Below are 22,357 nucleotides of genomic sequence, written 5' to 3' on the forward strand. Positions count from 1 at the left end.
AACTATGACATCGGACGAGCTAGAAAAAAACTTGTCTGATCCATGGTGGCGTCTTACAAGTGGTTTTTTATATCAAATCCTGATTAAAGGTGATGATGAGACAGAAGGGTTAAAAGCCCCTTTTATTCCAAATGAGCATCAAATAAATTTCATTGAGAATTTGTGGTATCGAAATATCATCCTGAAAGCCCGTCAGTTAGGTTTTACCACGATGATTGCGATCTATTATTTGGATTGCTGTTTATTTGGTAAGGGCGATACTCGTGCAGGGATGATTGCACAAGACAAGTACGCAGCAGACAAGCTTTTCCGAGATAAAGTTAAGTTTGCCTATGACAATCTTCCGCCAGAAATCAAGTCTAAATTCCCTTTAGCTCGTGATAGTGCAAGTGAATTGTTATTTGCTCACAACAATAGCTCTATTACTGTTGGAACATCAATGCGTTCAGGAACATTGCAGTATTTGCATGTTTCTGAGTTTGGAAAGATTTGTGCAAAGTATCCAGATAAAGCGAAGGAAGTCTTAACAGGTTCTATACCAGCAGTTTCAACAAATGGAATTGTAGTAATTGAATCTACAGCAGAAGGTGATGAAGGTGCATTTTTCAATATGTGCGAAACAGCACGCAATAAGAAAGCATCAGGAACTGAATTAAGCAAAAAGGATTTTAGATTCCATTTCTATCCATGGCAGGGAGCCACAGAGTACTCTCTTGATGCGAATATTCACATTACATCTAAAGAACATGAGTATTTTGACCGAATAGAGCAAGAAAGTGGTGACACTATTGGCGCATCACAGCGTAATTGGTACATTGCAACTCGTGACAACGACTTTCAGGGCTCATCTGAACTAATGTGGCAGGAATATCCATCCACTCCAGAAGAAGCGTTTAAGAAGTCTAAAGAGGGGTGCTGGTACACAGAGCAATTCATCAAAGTTCGCAAAGAACAGCGTATATGTTCTCTACCTATTCGCACAGATGTTCCAGTAAACACCTTTTGGGATATTGGTAACTCGGATGGTACGGCTATTTGGTTTCATCAACGAGTTGGTATGCAAGATCTATTCATTGACTTTGAAGAAGGATGGGGCGAGCCATACGAATATTTCGTGAAGATTATGCAAAGCAAAGGATATTTGTGGGGTAAACACTATTTGCCACATGATGGAGCGCATGTAAGGCAAGGTGAAAGTCAAAACCTATCACCGCAACAAATGCTTAAGAATCTTGGGTTAACTGATGTTGATATTGTTCCCCGTGTTTCTGAATTGCTGCATGGTATCAATAAAACACGTGATGCCTTGATGAATGATGTCTGGTTTGATGTAGATCGATGCAAAGATGGTTTAAAGCATCTTGAAAACTACACTCGGAGATTTAATTCTCATGCACAAACTTACACAAGTGAGCCAGTGAAGACGGATGGTAATTCAGAAGCTGCAGATGCTTTCCGTCAGTTTGCACAAATCCGAGAACAAATTGGCGTAATAAAAAAACCACCAAAAGTTCAAGTAATCCCTACAGCACATCGCTGGAACAATTAAATTTAAGTGAGGTCAAGTTGTGGCTAAAGAAGAACAACTTGCGAATCTTCACGCCCGTGCAAAAAAGCAATTCGACACTATTCAAAGTGCTGTTAGAGATGAACGTCAACAGTGCTTAGAGGATCGTCGTTTCTATTCGATTGCTGGCGCCCAATGGGAAGGCCAATTGGGTGAGCAGTTCGCAAATAAACCAAAATTTGAAGTCAACAAAATCCACTTGGCTGTCATTCGTATTATCAACGAGTACCGTAATAACCGCATCACTGTAGATTTTGTTTCTAAAGATGGATCTAAGAATGATGATCTAGCTGATACATGCGATGGGTTGTATCGCGCTGATGAGCAAGATTCTGGTGCAGAAGAAGCCTATGACAATGCTTTTGAAGAAGCTGTTGGAGGTGGCTTTGGTGCATTCAGATTACGTGCATGTGAAGAGGATGAAGAAGACGAAGAAAATGAACGTCAACGCATCCGAATTGAGCCAATCTTTGATGCAGATTCATGTGTGTTCTTTGATTTAGGTGCTAAGCGTCAAGATAAGGCAGATGCTAAGTTTTGCTTTGTTTTGTCTTCAATGACACCTGATCAATATAAAGAAGAATACGACGATGACCCTGCATCTTGGGATAAAGATATTCGCAATGATGAGTTTGACTGGTGCACTCCCGACATTGTTTATGTTGCGGAATACTACGTTGTAGAGAAAGTCAAAGAGAAGGTGCATATCTTCCAATTGATTGATGGTACTGAGGAACGACACACTGAAGAAGAGCTTGAAAAAGATACTTCTATCCGTGAAAAGCTGGATGCAACAGGTGCTCAAGAGCTTCGCATCAAAACAAATGAGCGATGCAAAGTTCATAAGTACATCATGAGTGGATCAAAGATTCTTGATGATTGCGGTTATGTTGCCGGTCGATACATTCCAATTGTGCCTGTCTATGGTAAGCGTTGGTTTATTGACAATGTAGAGCGTTGCATGGGGCATGTACGTCTTTGTAAAGATCCACAGCGTTTAAAAAACATGAGCCTAAGCCGATTAGGTGAGATAGCTGCATTATCACCAATTGAAAAGCCAATTCTAGACCCTGAGCAAATAGCAGGGTTTGAGAACCTGTGGGCAGAAGACAACCTTAAAAACAATCCATACTTGCTTGCAAATGCTTTACGTGATGCTCAAGGCAATGTCATAGCAACAGGGCCAACTGCATATACAAAGCCACCTCAGGTACCACCGGCATTAGTCGCCATGACTCAGATTGTTGATACAGACATTAAAGAGCTTCTTGGTAACCAGGAACAAGGTGAAAAGATCAGTGCAAATGTAAGTGCAGAAGCGATTGATCTGGTTCAAGGCCAGCTAGGTATGCAGTCCTATATCTATGTAGACAACATGGCTAAAGCAATCAAGCGCTGTGGTGCAATTTGGTTATCAATGGCTAAAGAGCTTTATGTTGAAGAAGGTCGTCGCATGAAGACGATTGGCAAGCAAGATGAAGTTGATAGTGCTGAGTTGTCACGCCCTATCGTCGGTGAATCTGGTCTTGAATATGAAAACGACTTAACCAAAGCATCCTTCGATGTTGGTGTTGATGTTGGTCCAACGTCTTCAAGCAAGAAATCTGCAATTGTTCGCTCTATGCAAGCGTTGCTTCCTTACACCACTGATCCTCAAGACTTAAAAATCCTCCTCGCAATGATCTACATGAACATGGAAGGCGAAGGTATCAAAGACTTCCGCAACTATTACCGCAAGTACTTGGTACAAGCTGGTGTGGTTGAACCGACTGAGGAAGAACAACAGCAAATGATGGAAGCTGCACAGAATCAACCACCTGATCCGCAAACAGAATTAGCACAAGCTCTTGCAGCAGAAGCACAGTCGAAGGCTATGAAAGCTCAGGCCGACACTTACCTAACTGCCGCTAAGACAGAGCAAACCAAAGCTGATACAGCAAAAACCTTATCTGATATGGAAATAGGGAAGAGAGATTCTGCCTTGGCTTTATATCAACAAATTAATGAAAGTATGGCGTCCGCTCAGCCTATGAGTGAGGGAGTTACAAATGTCTGAACAAGAGCAAGATCAATTCGAAACCGAAGAACTAGATACAGAACCTCAAGAGCAGGAAGAACATCGAGATGATGGACAGCCTGACACTGAGAAACCTGAATCAGAAGAGTTCTTCATTGGTATTGAAGGTGAAGAACCGCAACAGCAAGAAGATGAATTTCATGGACAGCCAGCACCTAAGTGGGTGAAGGAAACCCGTGAAGAAAATCGAGCTAATAAAAAGCGGATTCGTGAACTTGAAGCGCAACTGGCAAGTCAAACCAAACCACACGAAATCGAATTAGGTGAGAAGCCTACTTTGGACAGTGTGGGTTATGACACGGATGAATATGAGCGCCAAGTAACAGATTGGTATGCAAAGAAAGCTCAATTTGAACAGCAAGAACAGGCCAAAAAAGCGGAGCAGGAAAAGGCAGCACAAAACTGGCAAGAGCGAGTCAATAGTTATGAGACTAAGAAGACAGCCATTAAAGCCAAAGTAGCTGATTACGATGTTGCTGAAGAAATAGCGCGAGATGTGCTTAACCAGACACAGCAAGGCATCTTAATCCATGGTGCTGATAATCCTGAATTGCTTATCTACCACTTGGGTAAACATCCTGAAAAAGCCAAGGAGCTTGCAGGGATTACAGACCCAATCCAATTCGCGTTCAAAGTCGCAAAAATCGACGCTCAATTAAAAGTTCAGACACGAAAACCACAAACATCACCTGAGCGAAAAGTTCAAGGCTCTGCACCCCTAAGTAATGTTGCAGATGCCAAAGAAGCTGAACTTGAGAAAAAAGCACTCGAGACGGGTGACCGTACAGAATTAATCAAATATCGAAAATCAAAAGGTAAATAAATATGGCTACAAGTTTTACTAAACAAGAACAGGTAATGTTTGATAAGGTCATCGAAGGCTTTGAGGACTTGCTTGTTATTGCAAAAGGTGCCGATCTTTATGATCCAATTACTGCTCAAGAAGCTGTGAATTCACGTGATAAGTTTTGGGTTCCTGCGCCAATGATTGGGGCATCATATGATGGCTTTGATCAAACAGCAAACTTTGATGGCTTAACTCAGTTAAACGTTCCCGCATCTGTTGGCTACCATAAGTCAGTACCAAAGGTTCTTTCTTCTAAAAACCTTCGTAATACTTATGCAATGGAACAGTTCGGAAAGGCGGCTAAGCAAAAGCTTGCTTCTGATGTGAATGCCGCTTTGTTTAATACTGCTGCACTTTATGGCTCTATTGTTTCTAAGCGCACAGGTGCGCCAACAGGTTATAAGGATGTTGCAGACCTTGATTCACGTATGACTCGTATCGGCGTGCCATTGGATGGTCGTCAGGCGTTCTATTCTCCAACTGCAATGAATGACATGGCAGGTGATCTTGCAGGTCGTTCAGAAGACACAGCTCGTTCTCGCAATGCATATGAAGAAGCTTTGATTCGCCATAATGTTGCAGGATTCAAAGTTTACAAAAACGATCAGGAAATTCGCTTGGCAGCAGCTGCAGGTGGTGCAATTACTGTGAATGGTGCAAACCAACGCACTATTCCAGCTGCAACAATTACTTCTGCTGGATTGGAAGAAAACAAGGATAACCGCTATACAGACTTAGTTGTTGCGGGTGCAGGGTATGCAAGTATCAAAGTTGGTGATGCATTCACATTACCAGGTGTTTTTGAACTTCATTTGATTTCAAAACAAAATACAGGTCAGTTAAAAACTTTCCGTGTTGTTGATAAGCCTGCAGCAAATACAATCCGTATTTATCCTGCAATTATTGATGCTGCCGAAGGATCAATTGGTTCGAAAGAATATGCAAACGTTTCAGCAGCACCGGCTGATGCGGTCGCATTAACTTGGTTGAATACAGTTGCTGCACCATTAAACCCATTCTTCCGTAAAGAAAGCTTAATCCTGATTCCTGGTTCATTCTCAGTTGAAGCAGATGACGGCTGGCAAGTTATGCGTGCCACTACAGATCTTGGTATTGGTATCACATATACACGTCAAGGAAATATCAACGACCTTTCATGTAAGGCGCGTTGGGATATCGACTTTGGTACTGCGCTACTCAATCCTGAGATGGCGGGTGTCCAGTTATTTAACCAAACCTAATCTAATTTAGATTCAGTGACGACAAATGCCCGCTTATTGCGGGCGTCGTCATTTTTGGAGTATTGAAATGTCAAATAACTACCCTCGTGCTTTATATGTTGGTGATTCTAAAAACAATGAATATGTGATTGCTGATGGGGAAGAACATGAAGCCCAGTTGCGCCAACAAGGTTATGTTCATTTCCTAGAATTACCTGAGCATGTTCCGGAAGTCGAAATTGTAGGTAAAGTAATTGATCCAAATGATGAGCTGGAACAGACCAAACAAAAACTTCTTGAAGCACTTAAAACAATTGAATCTAAAGATGAAGAAATTCTTGATCTAAAAGAAACCTACATTGCTGAAAACAACAAGTTGCGCCAACAGATCCGCCAATTAGAACTAAGCAAATTAGATGCTGGTGAACTACGCAAAATCCTTGATGAAAAACAAGTGAAATATGGTGCACGTGATAGCAAAGATGAGCTTGTGAAGCTTGTTTTTGATGCTGAATATCCTAAAGGGGAATAAGCCATGTCATGGACTAAGCGGCAAATCATTGATCAAGCATTTGAGGAAATAGGTCTTGCAGCAACGTCCTTTGATTTGCAGCCAGATCAGTATGAAAGTGCCAGACGCAAAATGGACACTATGGTAGCTGTGTGGTCATCAAAGAACATTCAGATTGGATATCCATTGCCAGGTGAAGCAAATAGCAGCGACTTGGACCAAGAAACCAATGTCCCTGATTATGCAGTTGAAGCCGTTTATTTAAAGCTGGCAATTAAGATTGCTCCAGCCTTTGGCAAGGCCATCTCACCTGAAACAAAAACACAGGCCGCGGAAGCTTATAACAACTTGGTAGCTATGGCAGTAAAAATGCCACCACAGATGAAATATAGCTGCACCTTGCCAAGTGGTGCTGGCCATAAATACCGTTGCGATAAGTTTATCGTTAATAAGCAAGACAACAATGTCTTGTCACCAAAACAAAATGTGGAGTTCTTTAATGAGTAAGCGCTTAAATACCACAGACAAAGTTGGAGTGGGCGACCAGTTTGTTTTGTATAAGGCTAATTGTTCTGATTTTCGCGCCTTACCACAGGATGTTCTGTTGGATTGGTTAAACACAAACCTGTCTGAAACACCGTCATTATGGAAGCCAATAGTTCAACACTACAATCCAAATGGCAATTTTAATCTGCTAGTTGAAAACCACAAAGAAGGAACATACTTACTTTTAAATCCTTCAAATAGTATTGAAAATGGAACTTTGGTTTTACCTGACAATAGTGAAGTAGCTGATCAGCAACTCATTCTATTTTCATGTTCAAAACAAATTACCAACCTAGTCATTAATGGTAGTGGGGCTGTTGTTGTTGGGGCTCCCAACGCAATTTCTGCCACAGCATTCTTCAAGATACAATACGATAAGCTTTCAGGTACTTGGTATCGAGTGGGGTAACTATGCAAATCCCTATCTTAAATGGCATTTACACTGATCAGAACTCAGATTTCCGCACATCATACCCAAGAAACATGATTCCTGTCCCTAAAGAACAAGGAATTTCGCAAGGTTATCTTAGACCCGCTGAAGGCATTGAACAGTTTGCTAATGTTCCTGCTGTGGATCGTGGTGGTATTGAATGGAATGGTGTCTGTTATCGTGTTGCTGGTAATAAACTCATTAAAGTTGATGCCAATGGCGTAGTGACAGAAATAGCTGAATTGATGGGGTATGGGCAATGTAATTTTGACTACTCTTTTGATTATCTAGCCATTAACTCTTATCCATATCTGTATCTCTACAACGGCACTGAGCTAAAACAGATAACTGATAATGATTTAGGTATTGTCAAAGATGTAGTTTGGGTTGATGGCTACTTCATGACAACTGATGGGGAGTTTCTTGTAATCACTGAGTTGAATGATCCATTTCAAGTGAATCCATTGAAATATGGTTCATCAGAAGTTGATCCTGATCCTATCAATTCGATTATCAAGATCCGCAATGAAATCTATGCTCTTAACCGGTACACAATAGAAATATTCGACAACGTCGGTGGAGATAACTTCCCATTCTCACGTATTGATGGGGCGATGGGTACACGTGGCACTCTTGGTACAAGAACTTGCTGCAAATACATGGATGCGGTTGCATTCCTTGGTAGTGGAAAGAATGAACCTGTTGCTATATGGCTATCTGCTAATGGTTCTACCAATAAAATCTCGACACGAGAAATTGAGCAAATCATTCATCAGTACAGCGAAGAAACTCTATCTGAATGCCTAATGGAATCGCGTTTAGTTGATGGTCACAACTGGCTTTATCTACATTTACCTGATCAGACGCTTGTTTATGATTCAGCAGCATCAGAAGCGACTCAACAGCCTGTCTGGTTCACTTTAAGTTCAGGGCTGACCCAAAGCCAATACTTAGCTCAAAACTTTGTGTGGTGCTATGGAAAATGGATTGCAGGGCACCCTGTTCTTGCAAAGCTTGGTGTTATCACAAATGAACTTGGTGAGCATTGGGGTAATGAAGTTTCTTGGGAGTTTGGCACAATGATTCTCTACAACGAATCACGTGGTGCAATCTTCCATCAGATCGAATTGGCTTGCCTAACTGGTCGAGTTGCTTTGCATAAAGATCCATTCATTTCCACATCTTGGTCGTCAGATGGCGTGAACTGGTCCAATCCAAAACAGATTAAATCTGGAAAAGTTGGGGAGCAGAATAAGCGGCTTGTCTGGTTTCAGCAGGGCTATATGAGCAATTTCCGCATTCAAAAGTTCTCAGGCACATCAGATAGTAGACTCACTATAGCGCGTATAGAGGCTTATATAGAGCCATTGGGGGTTTAGATGGCACTCATTGATCCTAAGACACCACTTCGCTCTGATTTAGAGCGAATGTGTGGTGGCAATCAACGGCTAGTCAAAGCATTTGAGAAGCTATTCCAAGTGCTGCCAACTTTGGCGGATCCAAATAGCGAAGCAATCGAAGCTGCTCAAATAACTGCTGACAACGCAGGTACACAAGCATTTTTAGCAATCGCACTTATTGAAGCTGTTACTCAAGTGGCTGAGTTGATAGCTACTGAGCCAAAACATGCCTGTATTTGCGCACAGAATGACGATTTAAGCCCACGTACAGAAATTATTGTTCCAGATATCATCCTTCCATCAAGTCAGCTTACAGAGCCGATGAATATCAATTTAGAGGTCTATTAAAATGACTGTAAAAATTAAAAATATTATCCCCACTAAGTTTTTAGAAAATACAGATACGATTCAGTTCACCGCTGCTGCCAATACAACAATTGATAAGTTCACAGTAACCAATACATCAGCAGCCATAGCTAAATTTAGCTGTAATTTGGTTTTAGTCGGTGGTACTGCAAGTGCATCTAATCTAGTTATCAAAGATAAAGAAGTGAATGTGGGAGAAACCTATGTTTGTCCTGAACTTGTAGGGCATTCTCTTGAAGCAGGAAGCTTCATTAATACAGTTGCAGATACAGCATCAGCTCTAACAGTTCGTGCTTCAGGTCGGGAGATTACTTAATGAATAATTTTCATATCCTGACCACAGCAGACACAAACCCATTGATGCTCAATATCAAACGTCATCCAGAATTATGGAAGGAAGACACTTATCTTCGTGATTATCCTCAAGGACCGTTTGGAGAAATCGATTCTATTATGCTTCGTTTCCCTGAAAAGCGTGTTTTTGAGCAAGAAGAAGATTTAGAAAAATATAAACGTGGGGAAGGTCAGTTTGATCAGCATGAGAGCATTGATTATCCAGCATTCTCAGTTCTTACAGAAGCGCGTCAAATCGTATTTGGGTTAATGGCATTGGTTCAAGGTGAACGTCTTGGTCGTGTGATGATCAACCGTATTCAACCAGGTGGGCGCATTTACCCACATGCTGATACGCCAGAGCATACTGATTACTACACACGCTTTCATATTGTTTTGCAGTCGGCAGCAGGCTGTATTCTTCGTGCAGGAGATGAGCAGCTAAACATGAAAACAGGCGATGTTTTTTGGTTCAACAATAAACTCGAGCATGAAGTCATCAATAACTCAGCAATTGACCGACTTTCAATGGTCGTGGATATTAAGGTGAGAAAATGATTACAGCACACGTAGAGAGTTTTGAAGAAAACTTAGACTACTTAAAGCCGCTCTTGCCAATCCACTACCAAGAGTTAGCCTTAAATCAAGATAAGGTTCCGCTCTCACCACAATTTGATAAATACATCGCCGCTGAACATAGCGGCGAATTGCTATTTATAGGCCTAAGAAATGCTGGTGAGCTGATTGGATACTTCATTGGATTTGTTGCACCCGGATTGCACTATTCAACCTGTCTGACCTGTCAGATGGATATTTTTTATGTCCATCCTGATCATCGTGGTTCAGGTGCAGGATTCCAACTTTTCAAGTTTGTAGAAGATCAGTGTAAAAAACGTGGTGTGCAACGCTTGTTTGTCGGCTCAAAGCTTCACAAAGATGCCTCATGGCTCTTTGAACGTTTGGGTTATGCACCTGTAGAAACTTATTATTCAGCATGGCTAGGGGATTGATATGGTAGCAGCAGCAATGGCAGCAACGGCTGCGGTAGGTGCTTATTCATCTAATCGTGCAGCTAGCGCTCAACGAAAAGCAGCAGGGCAAGCATCATCTGCACAAGAAGCAGCAAGTATGGCAGCTATTGAAGAACAACGTCGACAGTTTGACGCAATGCAAGAGCTACAAAGGCCATTTGTAAATGCTGGTATGGGCGCACTACAGGGGCAACAAGATTTACTTGGCTTGAATGGCTCTCAAGCTCAGCAAAATGCGATAAATGGCATCCAGAATAGTGCTGAGTTTCAGACATATCTAAACCAAGGCGAGAACTCTCTTCGCCAGAATGCTTCTGCTACAGGTGGGTTGCGGGGTGGAAATATGCAGGGCGCTTTAGCTCAATTCTCACCCCAACTATTAAACCAAATGATTAACCAGCGCTACACAAATCTCGGTGGATTAACTGCCTTGGGTCAAAACTCTGCTGCTGGTGTTGGTAATGCGGGCATGCAGTCTGCAAATAATATTGGTAACTTGCTACAACAGATGGGCGCAGCGCAGGCCGGCAATTCACTAGCACAGGGTAATGCATCAGCAAATCAATGGGCGGCAATTGGAAATATTGCTGGTCAACTTGGTGGCATGTACGCAGGTTCAAAATTTTAAGAGGTTATTATGGTTCAGCCAATTGATTACACACTTGATGTCTTAAATCCCGTTCAGTCTACATTACAAGGCTTTACAGGTGGCATGCAGCTAGGTACAGCAATGGCTGACCGTAAACGTGCTTTGGCTCAACAAGAACGCGAGCAACTTGCCAAGCAGCAAATGAATGATGACCTTTATAATTTGTCTGTAAATCCTACTTATGAAGGATATACGCAGGTAATGACTCGTTATCCTCAACTTTCTGAAAACCTTAAACGTGCTTACGACACAATGGACGCAGGTAAGCAACGCACAACTTTAAACCTTGCTTCGCAAACATATGCTGCTTTGAATAGCGACCAGCCTGATATTGCTAAAGATGTTTTGGGGAATGGTGCTACTGCTTATGAGAATTCTGGAAATAAGCAAGATGCAGCTGTATTACGTGGCTACATGAAGATGATTGAGAACAATCCAGAGGCCGCAAAAACATCAATAGGGATGTTATTAGCATCAACAAATCCAGATAAGTTTGCAGATATCTTCAGCAAGCTTGGAGATGAGACCCGTGCAAATCAAATGCAGCCATATGATATTGCAAAAACCCAAGCTGAAACAGGCAAGATCAAAGCTGAAACCCAAGGCCAGACAATTGAAAATCAGTACAAGCCTCAACAACTTCAAAGTGGCATAGAGCAAACTCAATCGCAAACAGCATTAAACAATGCAAACATTAGAAATCTAGCTGATAGATTACGATTGGATCAGGACAAGCTTCAAAGCGATGTCGAACTTAAATATATGGAGCTAAACCCTTCAAATATTAAGCTTTCTGATGGTGCACAGAAGATAGTTAATGACAACATGGTTGAATCAGTAGGTTTAGAGCAATCAGCAAATAAAATGGATGACCTAGCTAATCGCTTTGAAAAAGAATCTCAGGCAGGTGGTTTGTATACGAAGGGTTGGGCAGGCTTCAAACGGATCACGGGCTGGTCTAATGATGACCAGAATGCCATGATTCGTGAATATTCTAGACTACGCAATAGTGAAGCTATTAAATCACTTCCTCCCGGTCCTGCAACTGACCGAGACATTGAACTTGCTCTACGTGGTTTGCCTCCTGAAACAGCAGATTCAACTACATTAACTTCTTTCTTGCGTGGGTATGCCAAGCTGAACCGCATGGATTCCGCCTACAAACAAATGCAAGCAGAATGGGTCAACCAAGTTGGCAACATGGGCAGCAATAAGCGTGATGTTGAAGTGCTGGGTATTAAGGTTCCAGCAGGGACAACTTTTAGTAATTATGCTTCAAAGAACCTAGATAAAACTTTAAAGCGTCAAGCAGATCAGGCTATTGACCGTCAGATAGCAACTGGTCAACGAAGTTATATGTCTGCTGTACAGTGAGATTAAATCTGATATTCTCTCTTCATTATTGAGGAGGGAATATAATGTTAAAACTATTGCCTGTTATTTTATTATTAAGTTCATTAACACATGCTGATGTTTATAATCCTTATTATAATCCGCCATATGATTACTCTATAAAAACTAAGGACGCATCTACAAGTGCTTTTGATGGTTATGAGCAGGGATTGAGAATTGCCTCACAAAGAGAATCAGCAAAACAACAAAGAGAATTGCATCAAGCCAAGGTTGCTCAATTAAAAAGGGCAGAAGAGTATAGGGATGAGCTAAAAAACTTATATACAAATAAAGGTGGATTAAGTGATGAAAGCTATCAAAAGTTATTAATTTTATATCCTGAATTCTCGGAATCAACGTTAAAGCTAAAAGAATCCCTAGATAAACTTAAAAGTGAGTAGTTAATGAAACTGTTCGTTATTGTAATATGTTTAGCTTTAGCGGCCTGTACAAAAGAAGATTTCAACTCTAAATCAATTTATGGGAATGAATCAGGGCTTCCTGCAAATTGCAGGGCATATATTCAGGTTGCTATAAATGAATGGAGAAGAGGGACTTATGAAACAGAAACAACGATGGATGCTATTGAAAGAAACTGTGGAGAGCAAGGAGCTTTGTGGGACTATAAACCTAAATAAGGATCAAGTTTAGGTTTTAAGAAAGTAATCTACTAAATCAAATCATAGATTTTTTAATAAACCCGTCAGCAATGGCGGGTTTTTTATCATCTAAGGAAAAGTTATGGCTAACAGTTTTAAAGATCCATACTGGGCAAACCTATCAGCAAATACAGAAAAGTTATTAAAGTTGCCTGCAGGCTTACTTCAAAACATTGTAATGCATGGTGAACGCTCGAATGCAGACCAAGTGAGTAGTGCTGGTGCAAGAACTGTTTACCAAATCACTCCCACAACAAGAAATCTTGTCCTAAAAAAGTATGGTGTTGATGCATATTTGAATGATAAGAACTCAGCTATGGCTGCAGGGCTGCTTTTGCAAGAATCACTTAAACGTAATAATGGGAATGTTGAGGCAGCAATAGGCGAGTACCATGGTGGAACAGATCGAAAAAATTGGGGACCAGTTAACAAAGCGTATCGAAATCGTGTAATGTCAGCTCAAACAGGTAGCTCTCAACAAGAACAACCTCAAAGTACATTTCAGCGGGTCAAGGCCAACTATCAACAAGATCAAGCCCCAACCATTGCCAAAGTTTATGATGTATATAAATCAGGTGGACTTAGTCCTGAACAGAAAGATGATTTTGAAGCGGATGTAAAATCAGGGAAAATTATGTTGCCAGATGGGGCTAAACTTCTTGGAAAGGCCAATACACAAGCTGTAACTCTGCCTCAATCTGTTTCGGATGCATATGCAAGTGGAAAGCTCAATAGTCAACAACGTGCCGATTTAGAAGCAGATATTAAAGAAGGAAGGGTAAAACTTCCTGTTGCGTCTAAATTCAAGCAAACAGTTCCCGACTTCAGTGAGCAAGGTGTTGCACAACCAATACCAACAGAACAAGGTATTTTGCCACCACAATCGCCTGATCCAACATTCTTGGATAAAGCTCTTGGTGCAGCAGAGGCAACTGGCACAGTGGCTTCAGGTTTAACAACTGGTGCAGTGGGGCTTATTGGTGGATCAATTCAAGGATTAGGGCAAGAGTTGCTTGGTGGTGAGTTTGGCACTCCTGAAGCAGCACGACGAGTTGAGCAGAGAGCTGCGGACTATGCTGATCGCCTAACCTATTCGCCAAGAACGGAAGTTGGCCAACAGTATGCACAAGCTACTGGTGAGGCGTTGGCTCCATTGGTTGCTTTATCTCCTGCAACAGCAGAGATTGGTTTAGCTGCACAAGCAGCAAGAGGTGTGTCTCCAATTGCCCAAGGTGCTGCAGTACAAGCAGGTAAGACTATATCTGATACCGCACAACAAGCAGCAAGAGCAGCACAAAGACCAATCCAAGCTACATCAAATGCAGTTCGATCTGGTGTGGATAGTCTTAGAGATTTAACAGGCTTAAATCGAGCAGATAATAATGGACCAGCACCTGCTAACATTGGAGCGGCTCAAGTTGATCCCGCAACAATACGACAAGCAATGTCGCAAGACTTACCTTATCCTGTTGACCTGACTGAAGGACAAATGAGTCGTGATCCAAGTCAATTGAAATTTGAAGTTGAGACTTCAAAAGATCCACGTCTTGGTGATCCATTACGCCAACGCTATGAAGATCAACATCAAGTTATGCAACAGAACATCGATGCATTTATTGACTCAACTGGGGCTCAATCTACAAACATGCGTGAAGTAGGTCTAGCAGTAGATTCTGCGCTTCAAAAACAATTGCAAGCAGATAAGAATCGTGTGCGTGTTGCTTATAATAAGGCGGATAAATCGCCAGAGGCTCAAACGCCTGTAGATTTGACTGTGCCAATTAATAATGGTGGCAATCCGACCACCATTCTGGACTATTTAAATTCACAACCTGACCTACCAACAACACCGATTCTTTCAACTGCCAAAAAAACTGCTGAAAGCATTGGTATTGCTCAACGTGATGCAAATGGAAATCTTGTTTCTAAAAGCCCTACTATCAAACAGATGGAAACTTGGAGGCAGGAGATCAATGCAAATACGAATATTGAAGCACCCAACATTCGACAGGCTTCAATTCTGAAAGGAATGATTGATGAACATGTGGGTCCAGTAGAAGGCACTCTCTATAAAGCAGCAAGAAATGAGCGAGTGAGAATGGGGAAACGTTGGGAAAATACAGCAATCATGCAGGATTTAACCAAGAAAAAACCTAATTCTAATGACCGCATTGTTGCATTAGAAGATGTGCAAAAACGCATTATTCACGATGGTTCACTTGATGATCTACGGACTGCACGCAGAACCTTATTAACTTCAGGTGATGAGGGTAAGCAAGCTTGGAAGGATATTCAAGGTCAAACCCTGCAAGAGATTAAGAATGCTGCAACAGCAGGTGTGTCACCTGATGCACGTGGTAATCAAATGATTAGTCCAGCAGCATTAAACAAAGCAATTAAGCGATTAGATGATTCAGGTAAGCTTGATTTTATCTTTGGACAACAAGGCGCTGAAAAGCTTAGAGCTCTTAATGATATCTCTAAAACTTTGTTTACAGTTCCAGCATCTGCAGGTGTTAACCATAGCAATACTGCTGCAACACTTCTTGCTGCTATTGATATCACCATGTCTGGACTATCTGGATTCCCTGCGCCAGTTGCTTCTGCTCTTCGTATTGCCACAAAACACATTAAGGACAATAAGACCAGAGCACGAGTTCAAAAGGCTCTAAATCCGACTCCGAGGAACCTATAATGAGCAACAGAGTCTCAACTCCTTTTCCCATATACAGTGACACAGATGGAAGCCCGCTAGATGCGGGCTTTGTCTTTATTGGTAAGGTAAATGCAAACCCAATTAATTCACCTATTGAGATTTTTTATGATGCAGAACTGACGATTCCTGCCGCTAATCCTGCAAGAACGCGAAATGGATATATAGCCAAGAATGGCGCACCACGACAGTTGTTCTGCGCTGAACCGTTAGTATCAATTGCTGTTCAAAACAAAAAAAATGAAGATGTTTGGAATTCAGCAAATATCAATCTTAATCCGGGTGTTACAACAGATGCAGTGATTGATACAGCAAGCGGTAAGTCGCAAGCTGAGATCAATGCAAATACATTGAAGAAGTCAGAAAACCTTGGCGATTTGGAAAACAAAGAGCAGTCACGTGCAAATCTATCTGTCTATTCAAAAACAGAAGTAGATGACAAAACCAAACAGGCAACCGAAGAGATTCAAGGTACAGCCAAAGTCGCAACTGATGAGCTCGCAAAAGGCATCACTGATGACGCAACCATTCTCACGCCCAAAAAGGCTCCAATTGCAGTTAAGGCTACTTTGAATATTTCTGGTGAAGCACCAATCTACTGTTGTCGTGCATGGGTGACCTTTAGTGGTTCATCTGGAGCGATAAAAGCGAAAGGCAATGTGACAAGCGTTACAAGGAATAGCGTTGGTGATTACACAATCAAGTTTGAAAAAGAGCTTCCTACAGCTGATTTTGCATGGAATGCAAGTGCAAAGGATGTAGTTGAATATGGCGCTGTAATTATAGGGCAACCAAATTCAGGCGTTAAATCAAAAACGCAATTACGAATTAAAACAGTTGGTTTGACTGCGCCACTTGATCCAACAGAGATAACTTTATCTGTTATTTGCTAGGAAATAATTATGAGTAATATTCTAACACCTCCGCACTTATTGTTAACTGATGTAGATGGAAGCCCGCTAGATGCGGGCTTTGTCTTTATTGGGGTGAGTGGGCTAGATCCAGAGACAAACCAAATCAATGCTTATTGGGACCGCGAACTAACAATTTTAGCTGATCAACCCATTCGCACAAGAAATGGGTTTTTCTCTAAAAATGGTGAGCCAAGCACAATTTACGTTGAAGCTAGTTCATACTCACTATTAATTAAAAACCGTGATAAAGACTTGATTAGCAAGTTTCTGAATTTTGAAAGGTTTGAGGATGCAGATAATGTAAAAGATGGTGATGAGAACCAAAAACAAATCAATCTTCGCTTAAAAACGATGTTTGTTTTCCCTGAGCATTTTAATGATGACATTGTTGCTGCAGCTGAGTTTGCAGCTTTGAATAATGCCACCTTAGTAACAAAGAATAAAACATATCAGCTGGATCAAGAGTTTGTATTGCCTGAAAATTTATCTTGGCTAAGTTGTTTTACAACAATTGAACAAGTGGGGGATGCACTGGGAAGCAAGACAGCATCGGGTCTTGCACCTAGATCAAATGTTAGTATATCTGGTCATTTAACGATTGATATGGGCACTCCAACAACTAACCCTTGGGGTGAAAAATGCCATGTACGTTTAGATAGTTTTAATAATATAACTCCGCAAGTTCGTGGATTCTATTTTGACACTCTGAAATTTAAGGGTGGACATAAAAACATCACAGGATTCGCCATGGCTGGCGGAGCTTCTTTAGTACGTGGTAAGCGAATAGAATGCGATGATAATGATATTATTGCTCGTGTATTTATGGCCCACTGGGGTAATTTCACACAGCATTATTATGATTCTGCATCAGGTAAATATAAGCACACTGTAGGCTGGCAACCTACAACACACCCGCACGATTGCATTATTGATGAAATTGTTACAGGGGATCTGACTTGTAACACGACAGATGTGAGTGCAATTGTTTGTATCTCTGCTGGTTATGATATCGAGATCAAAAAAATAAATGGAAACCTTCTCGATAGTTCGCAAACGGACAAAGGACTTGTTGTTATCACACCAGGTGATTTAGGTTTTGCGTATGCATCTAGCAAAGAAAAAGCCCACAAGATGCGTAGATTAAAAATTGGATCAATTGAGGGTAAGACTTTTGCCTATGGACTGGATCTGATTCCTTGGGCGCTATATGGTGCGAATGATGATCTAACAAATGTTCCTGTGCCACCAACATATGATGACTATCTAGCACAAATTGAGTTGGATATAGATTACATGGATGCGACAGGTGACTACACAAGGAATGTTTCATCCAATCTTGCGATTGGCGGAAGAACAGGAAAAGGGCGATTAGGCATTGGTGTTGCTAAGGCTACAAGTTTTTATTCAGCACTTTCTGCAAGAAATCTTAGTTTCAATATTACTATTAATGAGTTAATCGTTAGTGATTCAAAGCTAAACCCTATCGTTGTTGAAGGCACAGGCGCAACACCTTCTGTTTTCCCTAAAAACATTTTAGTAAATAAGCTTGTTCTAAACCGATACGGCATTACATCGACTAATAATGCTTATCGCACTGGGATTACGAACAAAATGTCCTTTAATTGTCGAGTTGAAAATATTGTCGTTGAAGAACATGGAAATGCATATTGTATAGCAGATACTGCAAATGGCACGACAGGTCGGGATTTCAGTATTGGTCACATACATGTTAATGATCCCTTATACACTCAAACATTTTTAATAAGTAATTCAAATGTTGTGAATGATCCTATTTCTTTGGATGGTCATAGTGTTGCTTCTGGCTCTATTTCATCTGCGATTCAGGGTGGTGTTGTTAAGAAAACCAATGGAGTTTACAGAGAGTACTACTCAACACCATCTGCTGTGACTGGCTTAAACGTCAAAGTAAATGATTATGTTAATTTAGCTGGTGTTGGGGTTGGTGCTACAAATAGGTTTAGAGTTGTTGGGGCTGGGGCTTTCGGCACTACAGCTATTGTTGAAAAAACAGAATCACGCCCAACCAGTCTAATTCTGAACTCAGTAACCATACCTGCAAATAGCCAAGTAAAAGTAATTGATAGTGGCGTAATTTCAGGCTTATTAACTACAGATCAATTGCAAGTCACAGCCGATGTTCCACTTCTTGGTTGTAAAATAAATGCAGAGGTTATTTCGGCTGATACGTTTGATGTCTGGATATATAATCCGTCCAGCTCAAGCAAAACTATCACACCGAGTGGACATGTTTACATGAAAATAGTTTAAGTTTGGAGTGGGCTCTATGCAAATACAGTATAAGAAATATGGCGGAATCAGTGATGGTGAATTAATAGTTTTAGATGAGAACTCATACCGTACAAACGACGGTTATGTAAGAGTGAGGGATTATATTTATTTAGGTGGATCAAAATACATGACTGAGTATTTTATTTTCGAAGGTGATTTAAGCTCTTCAAGAGAGAAAGCTGAAAAAGATTTTAGAAGATCTTTTAGTCCTATTCTTATTTAACATTACATAGTGTTGGGGTATATCACCCAACCAAACAACACAAGCCTTAGCTTTAAATGAGCTAGGGCTTTTTTATTACTAGAAATAAGGTACGACTATGCAAGAAAACGCTATTCCATGGGTGTTAAAAATCTTTCCAGCTGTAATCGGGGCAATACTTGCACTTGTTTTGAGTGGGGATATTGATAAAGAAGGGAAAATTCAAGTGTCAGTAGGTGTTATCACTAAGTTTGTATGTAGTGTGACAGTTAGCTTATATGGTGGTTCAGCATTCATTGAACATTATGGTTATTTAGAAAACTCAATCATGTTCCAAGGCTTTGTAATGCTGATGTTTGCAGTGTTCGGGTTGCTATTCATAGGCATTGCATACCAATCCTTTGCACTCTTAAAAGGTAAAACCATTTCAGAAGTAATTGCAGAAATTAAATCCGCATTCACATCCATTATTAGTGGCAAGGGAGGCGAGTCATGAATTTTGATAAAGCATTTGAACGACTAATAGGACATGAAGCAGGGTATTCGATTGATAAGCGTGATCCTGGCAACTGGACTGGTGGGAAAGTAGGTGTAGGGGCATTAAAAGGCACTAAGTTTGGTATTGCTGCCAACACCTATCCGAACCTTGATATCAAGAACCTAACTGTTGAACAGGCAAAGCAGATATACAAGAAGGATTGGTGGGATAAGTTGGGTGCAGATAGTTTACATTCCTCTATCGTCTTTCAGCTTTGGGATTTTGCAGTTAATGCAGGTAAGTCTCGAGCCATTAAAGAACTACAGCAAGTTGCACGCGTTCCCGATGACGGAATCATAGGTCCTAAGACCATTGCTGCAGTAAAAGCTATGGATGTGAATGATGTGTTGTTAAAACTCAATGCGGAGCGTTTGAAGTTCTACACATCTTTAAGTACATGGGCTACATATGGCAAAGGTTGGACCAATCGTGTTGCGGAGAACCTAATCTATGCAGCAGAAGATAATTAAGAAGCATTGTAAAAGGTCAAAACTTGCTTCGCTTGTCACAGTGCTGTGCCTCTTATTTTCAGGATGCACAGCTCACACCATTAAAACTAATGTCTCAATCAGTGTTTGCTTGCAATGTGTGCAACATTAGCAAGCATCACTCTCTCACAATCTCCACGCCTTTAAGTTTTCTACCTCTAGTCACCATAAATCTATCAACTTCTCTTTTTTCTAAAAACTTTATGGCCTCATCTTTGGTATCTAAAAAGACATACTGCTGAGTGATCATGCCGTTTATGTCTGAGTAGTCTTGGTAATCTTCAAAAAGTGATTGTTGGATGTGAAGATATTGCTTGCCTTTCTTGATGTAGAAGTAGCGCATTTTTAGTTATCTTTGAATATTTTGTTTTCATACATATAAAAGTAATGTAATTGGTTTACAATAAAAAGATGGATAAAAAGATTAAGTGTTGAAAAGTATAAACACCAAATCTACACCAAATTTATTTAACTTATTAACTTTATTGGTTTAAATTTATGCTGTATATATGGATGCCCGAAACCAATGGAACATGGTATTGGTCGGCAGGGGAAAATTGGTTGCAGGCACAAAGTCTTGAACAGTTGATTCAGGACTTGCAAGAGCATCATGGAAAAGAGGCTGTGGTTTATTTTCCAAGCCGAAATGCACAATTATTACAACAACCTATGACCAAAGTGCATTACAAACAATTGGGACAGGAAGGTGTTAAATACCTCTTGGAAGAGTTTGTGACCTTGCCAATTGATCAAATGAAAGTGGTTCATCATTTTCAAAATGATCAGCTTAACATCTTGGGTGTCGCACAATATTCGATTGAAACATGGCAACATGCACTCAGTCTTTTGCCGATCCAGATAACAGCATTCTTACCTGACTTTTTGATTGCACCTGAGCCAGAGCAGGATCAAGTAGTACTGCTCAATCTTTATGATCATTTATTGGTGAGAGAAAATGTCTGGTCAGGAAACTCGGTGGATGACCTCGCCTTATATCTTGAGTTTCAAACTGCAGAAACACAGTTTAAATTTGCGAATTTAAATGTAGGGCAGTTAGAAAGTTTGGCGACGGCATCGAGCAAAGATCAGCGTACTGAGTTCAGTTATCAATTCGCGCCGTTATTAAGACCGAAACAGCATCCTTTTAATGTTTTACCCAAAGCAAAAAATGCAGAAACGCAATGGTCAGGTTATTGGAAGGCTGCTGCAGCCGTATTATTGGCCGTGATTATCGTACAACTAGGGTATGACGCTCTACGTTGGTCAAAGCTGAAAAAAGTGGCTGATCAAACTGCAAATCAAGCGATTGAGCAATATAAAGCTTGGTTCGGTGAAAATATACGAGTGACTGAGCAAAACCTGAAAAGCTCGTTTGAAGCGCAACTGCGGATGAGTCAGTTAGGTGATACACAAGCACTTTCATTATTAAGCCGGGTCGGTCCAATCTTGATGCAAAAACAAATTGTTGCGCAACAAGTGAGTTATGATGCCTCGACTTTAGCAATGTCGCTTAAAGCAAAATCTGCAGACGATTTACAAGGATTAACGCAACAATTAAACCAACAGGGTTTCCAAGCCGAGCTCGGTAATGTGCAGGCGGATAGTGTTGGGGCAATCGGGGTGGTGAAAGTAAAATAATGAAAGCATTAACTCGATTACAAAACAGCTTCGATCAGAAAGTTGAAGCATTAAATGAATATCTACAAAGTTTATCTGTTCGAGAACGGGTAATGGTAATTTTTACCACAATTTTTGTGATTGTTGCTGTCATTGGCTTTTCTTTGTGGCAAATGCATGCCTTGGCAGATAAGCAACAGAAGCGTTTAAACGATTTAAAAGATATTACCGTGTGGATGCAGAGTAATGCGGCGACCATGAAACCTGCTGGCGATTCAGGTTTGACTGTAGCGGATAAAATTCAACGTACTGCACAACAACAAGGTTTGGCTGTGTCTTCGCAACAAAATGGAGAACAAATCCAGCTGGTGGCTGAACATCAAAACTATGCGGTATTGGCTAACTTTTTGATGCAACTGTCACAAGCAGGCATCAGTATTCAAAAAATGGATATGGTGTCTAACAATAATCAGATTAAATTAACGGCAACAGTACAATAGTATTTATCTGTGTTTTGGCTATGCGCTAAATTTTTAGTTGATCATTT

General features: G+C 40.8%; 25 protein-coding genes. 24 read left to right on the forward strand and 1 reads right to left on the reverse strand.

Translation table 11 applies throughout. From position 1 onward, the window contains the following. The first annotated feature begins 4 nt into the window (after positions 1-4). From V6E90_RS12230 to V6E90_RS12335, 22 genes are all read left to right on the forward strand, one after another. A complete protein-coding gene (locus V6E90_RS12230) occupies positions 5-1,549 on the forward strand; it encodes a terminase (protein WP_332605471.1) in 1,545 nt (514 codons plus the stop codon). 19 nt (positions 1,550-1,568) lie between these two features. Then, a complete protein-coding gene (locus V6E90_RS12235; protein ID WP_332605472.1) occupies positions 1,569-3,623 on the forward strand; it encodes a portal protein in 2,055 nt (684 codons plus the stop codon). Then, positions 3,616-4,467 (forward strand): hypothetical protein, encoded by an 852-nt coding sequence (locus V6E90_RS12240; RefSeq protein ID WP_332605473.1) that lies wholly within the window; start codon positions 3,616-3,618, stop codon positions 4,465-4,467. The genes V6E90_RS12235 and V6E90_RS12240 overlap by 8 nt, the downstream gene beginning before the upstream one ends. Before the next feature lie 2 nt (positions 4,468-4,469). Continuing rightward, a complete protein-coding gene (locus V6E90_RS12245) occupies positions 4,470-5,732 on the forward strand; it encodes a P22 phage major capsid protein family protein (protein WP_332605474.1) in 1,263 nt (420 codons plus the stop codon). Positions 5,733-5,799: 67 nt separating this feature from the next. Next, on the forward strand, positions 5,800-6,243 hold the full coding sequence (locus V6E90_RS12250; protein WP_332605475.1) for a hypothetical protein: 444 nt from the start codon (positions 5,800-5,802) through the stop codon (positions 6,241-6,243). A 3-nt stretch (positions 6,244-6,246) separates the two neighbouring features. Next, positions 6,247-6,729 (forward strand): packaged DNA stabilization gp4 family protein, encoded by a 483-nt coding sequence (locus V6E90_RS12255; RefSeq protein ID WP_332605476.1) that lies wholly within the window; start codon positions 6,247-6,249, stop codon positions 6,727-6,729. After that, entirely contained in the window at positions 6,722-7,177 is a 456-nt protein-coding gene (locus V6E90_RS12260) for a transcriptional regulator (RefSeq protein ID WP_332605477.1), read from the forward strand. The genes V6E90_RS12255 and V6E90_RS12260 overlap by 8 nt, the downstream gene beginning before the upstream one ends. Before the next feature lie 2 nt (positions 7,178-7,179). Continuing rightward, positions 7,180-8,577 (forward strand): packaged DNA stabilization protein, encoded by a 1,398-nt coding sequence (locus tag V6E90_RS12265; protein WP_332605478.1) that lies wholly within the window; start codon positions 7,180-7,182, stop codon positions 8,575-8,577. Next, positions 8,578-8,946 (forward strand): hypothetical protein, encoded by a 369-nt coding sequence (locus tag V6E90_RS12270; protein ID WP_332605479.1) that lies wholly within the window; start codon positions 8,578-8,580, stop codon positions 8,944-8,946. 1 nt (position 8,947) lies between these two features. Further along, positions 8,948-9,280, forward strand: coding sequence for a hypothetical protein (locus V6E90_RS12275; RefSeq protein WP_332605480.1), 333 nt, complete (start codon positions 8,948-8,950; stop codon positions 9,278-9,280). Then, a complete protein-coding gene (locus tag V6E90_RS12280; protein WP_332605481.1) occupies positions 9,280-9,855 on the forward strand; it encodes an aspartyl/asparaginyl beta-hydroxylase domain-containing protein in 576 nt (191 codons plus the stop codon). Before V6E90_RS12275 ends, V6E90_RS12280 begins: the two co-directional genes overlap by 1 nt. Next, positions 9,852-10,307, forward strand: a complete 456-nt coding sequence (locus V6E90_RS12285; protein ID WP_332605482.1) for a GNAT family N-acetyltransferase — start codon at positions 9,852-9,854, stop codon at positions 10,305-10,307. Before V6E90_RS12280 ends, V6E90_RS12285 begins: the two co-directional genes overlap by 4 nt. Before the next feature lies 1 nt (position 10,308). Continuing rightward, positions 10,309-10,956 carry a hypothetical protein gene (locus V6E90_RS12290; protein WP_332605483.1) on the forward strand — a complete coding sequence of 216 codons (648 nt, stop codon included), beginning with the start codon at positions 10,309-10,311 and terminating at the stop codon, positions 10,954-10,956. A gap of 9 nt (positions 10,957-10,965) precedes the next feature. Continuing rightward, positions 10,966-12,351, forward strand: a complete 1,386-nt coding sequence (locus V6E90_RS12295) for a hypothetical protein (protein WP_332605484.1) — start codon at positions 10,966-10,968, stop codon at positions 12,349-12,351. A 44-nt stretch (positions 12,352-12,395) separates the two neighbouring features. Further along, on the forward strand, positions 12,396-12,770 hold the full coding sequence (locus V6E90_RS12300; protein WP_332605485.1) for a hypothetical protein: 375 nt from the start codon (positions 12,396-12,398) through the stop codon (positions 12,768-12,770). Between the two features lie 3 nt (positions 12,771-12,773). Further along, entirely contained in the window at positions 12,774-13,007 is a 234-nt protein-coding gene (locus tag V6E90_RS12305) for a kynureninase (RefSeq protein ID WP_332605486.1), read from the forward strand. A gap of 103 nt (positions 13,008-13,110) precedes the next feature. Next, entirely contained in the window at positions 13,111-15,723 is a 2,613-nt protein-coding gene (locus tag V6E90_RS12310) for a transglycosylase SLT domain-containing protein (protein WP_332605487.1), read from the forward strand. After that, the gene (locus V6E90_RS12315) at positions 15,723-16,634 is read left to right on the forward strand and encodes a hypothetical protein (protein ID WP_332605488.1); all 912 of its coding nucleotides are present in this window, start codon (positions 15,723-15,725) and stop codon (positions 16,632-16,634) included. The genes V6E90_RS12310 and V6E90_RS12315 overlap by 1 nt, the downstream gene beginning before the upstream one ends. Before the next feature lie 9 nt (positions 16,635-16,643). After that, positions 16,644-18,944, forward strand: coding sequence for a phage tail protein (locus tag V6E90_RS12320; RefSeq protein ID WP_332605489.1), 2,301 nt, complete (start codon positions 16,644-16,646; stop codon positions 18,942-18,944). A 16-nt stretch (positions 18,945-18,960) separates the two neighbouring features. After that, complete coding sequence (locus V6E90_RS12325; RefSeq protein ID WP_332605490.1) at positions 18,961-19,188, forward strand: hypothetical protein; 228 nt, start codon at positions 18,961-18,963, stop codon at positions 19,186-19,188. A gap of 97 nt (positions 19,189-19,285) precedes the next feature. Then, on the forward strand, positions 19,286-19,663 hold the full coding sequence (locus tag V6E90_RS12330) for a hypothetical protein (protein ID WP_332605491.1): 378 nt from the start codon (positions 19,286-19,288) through the stop codon (positions 19,661-19,663). Beyond that, complete coding sequence (locus V6E90_RS12335; RefSeq protein ID WP_332605492.1) at positions 19,660-20,175, forward strand: glycoside hydrolase family 108 protein; 516 nt, start codon at positions 19,660-19,662, stop codon at positions 20,173-20,175. The genes V6E90_RS12330 and V6E90_RS12335 overlap by 4 nt, the downstream gene beginning before the upstream one ends. Before the next feature lie 136 nt (positions 20,176-20,311). Here the strand turns inward: V6E90_RS12335 and V6E90_RS12340 are convergent, their stop codons facing one another. Beyond that, positions 20,312-20,536, reverse strand: a complete 225-nt coding sequence (locus V6E90_RS12340; RefSeq protein ID WP_332605493.1) for a hypothetical protein — start codon at positions 20,534-20,536, stop codon at positions 20,312-20,314. Positions 20,537-20,691: 155 nt separating this feature from the next. Between V6E90_RS12340 and gspL the strand changes: the two genes are divergently transcribed. Next, positions 20,692-21,831 carry a type II secretion system protein GspL gene (gene gspL / locus V6E90_RS12345; RefSeq protein ID WP_332605494.1) on the forward strand — a complete coding sequence of 380 codons (1,140 nt, stop codon included), beginning with the start codon at positions 20,692-20,694 and terminating at the stop codon, positions 21,829-21,831. After that, positions 21,831-22,310, forward strand: a complete 480-nt coding sequence (gene gspM / locus V6E90_RS12350) for a type II secretion system protein GspM (RefSeq protein ID WP_065342812.1) — start codon at positions 21,831-21,833, stop codon at positions 22,308-22,310. The genes gspL and gspM overlap by 1 nt, the downstream gene beginning before the upstream one ends. Positions 22,311-22,357 lie beyond the last annotated feature (47 nt).

The organism is Acinetobacter sp. ESBL14, from assembly GCF_036668815.1.
GTDB lineage: Bacteria > Pseudomonadota > Gammaproteobacteria > Pseudomonadales > Moraxellaceae > Acinetobacter > Acinetobacter gyllenbergii.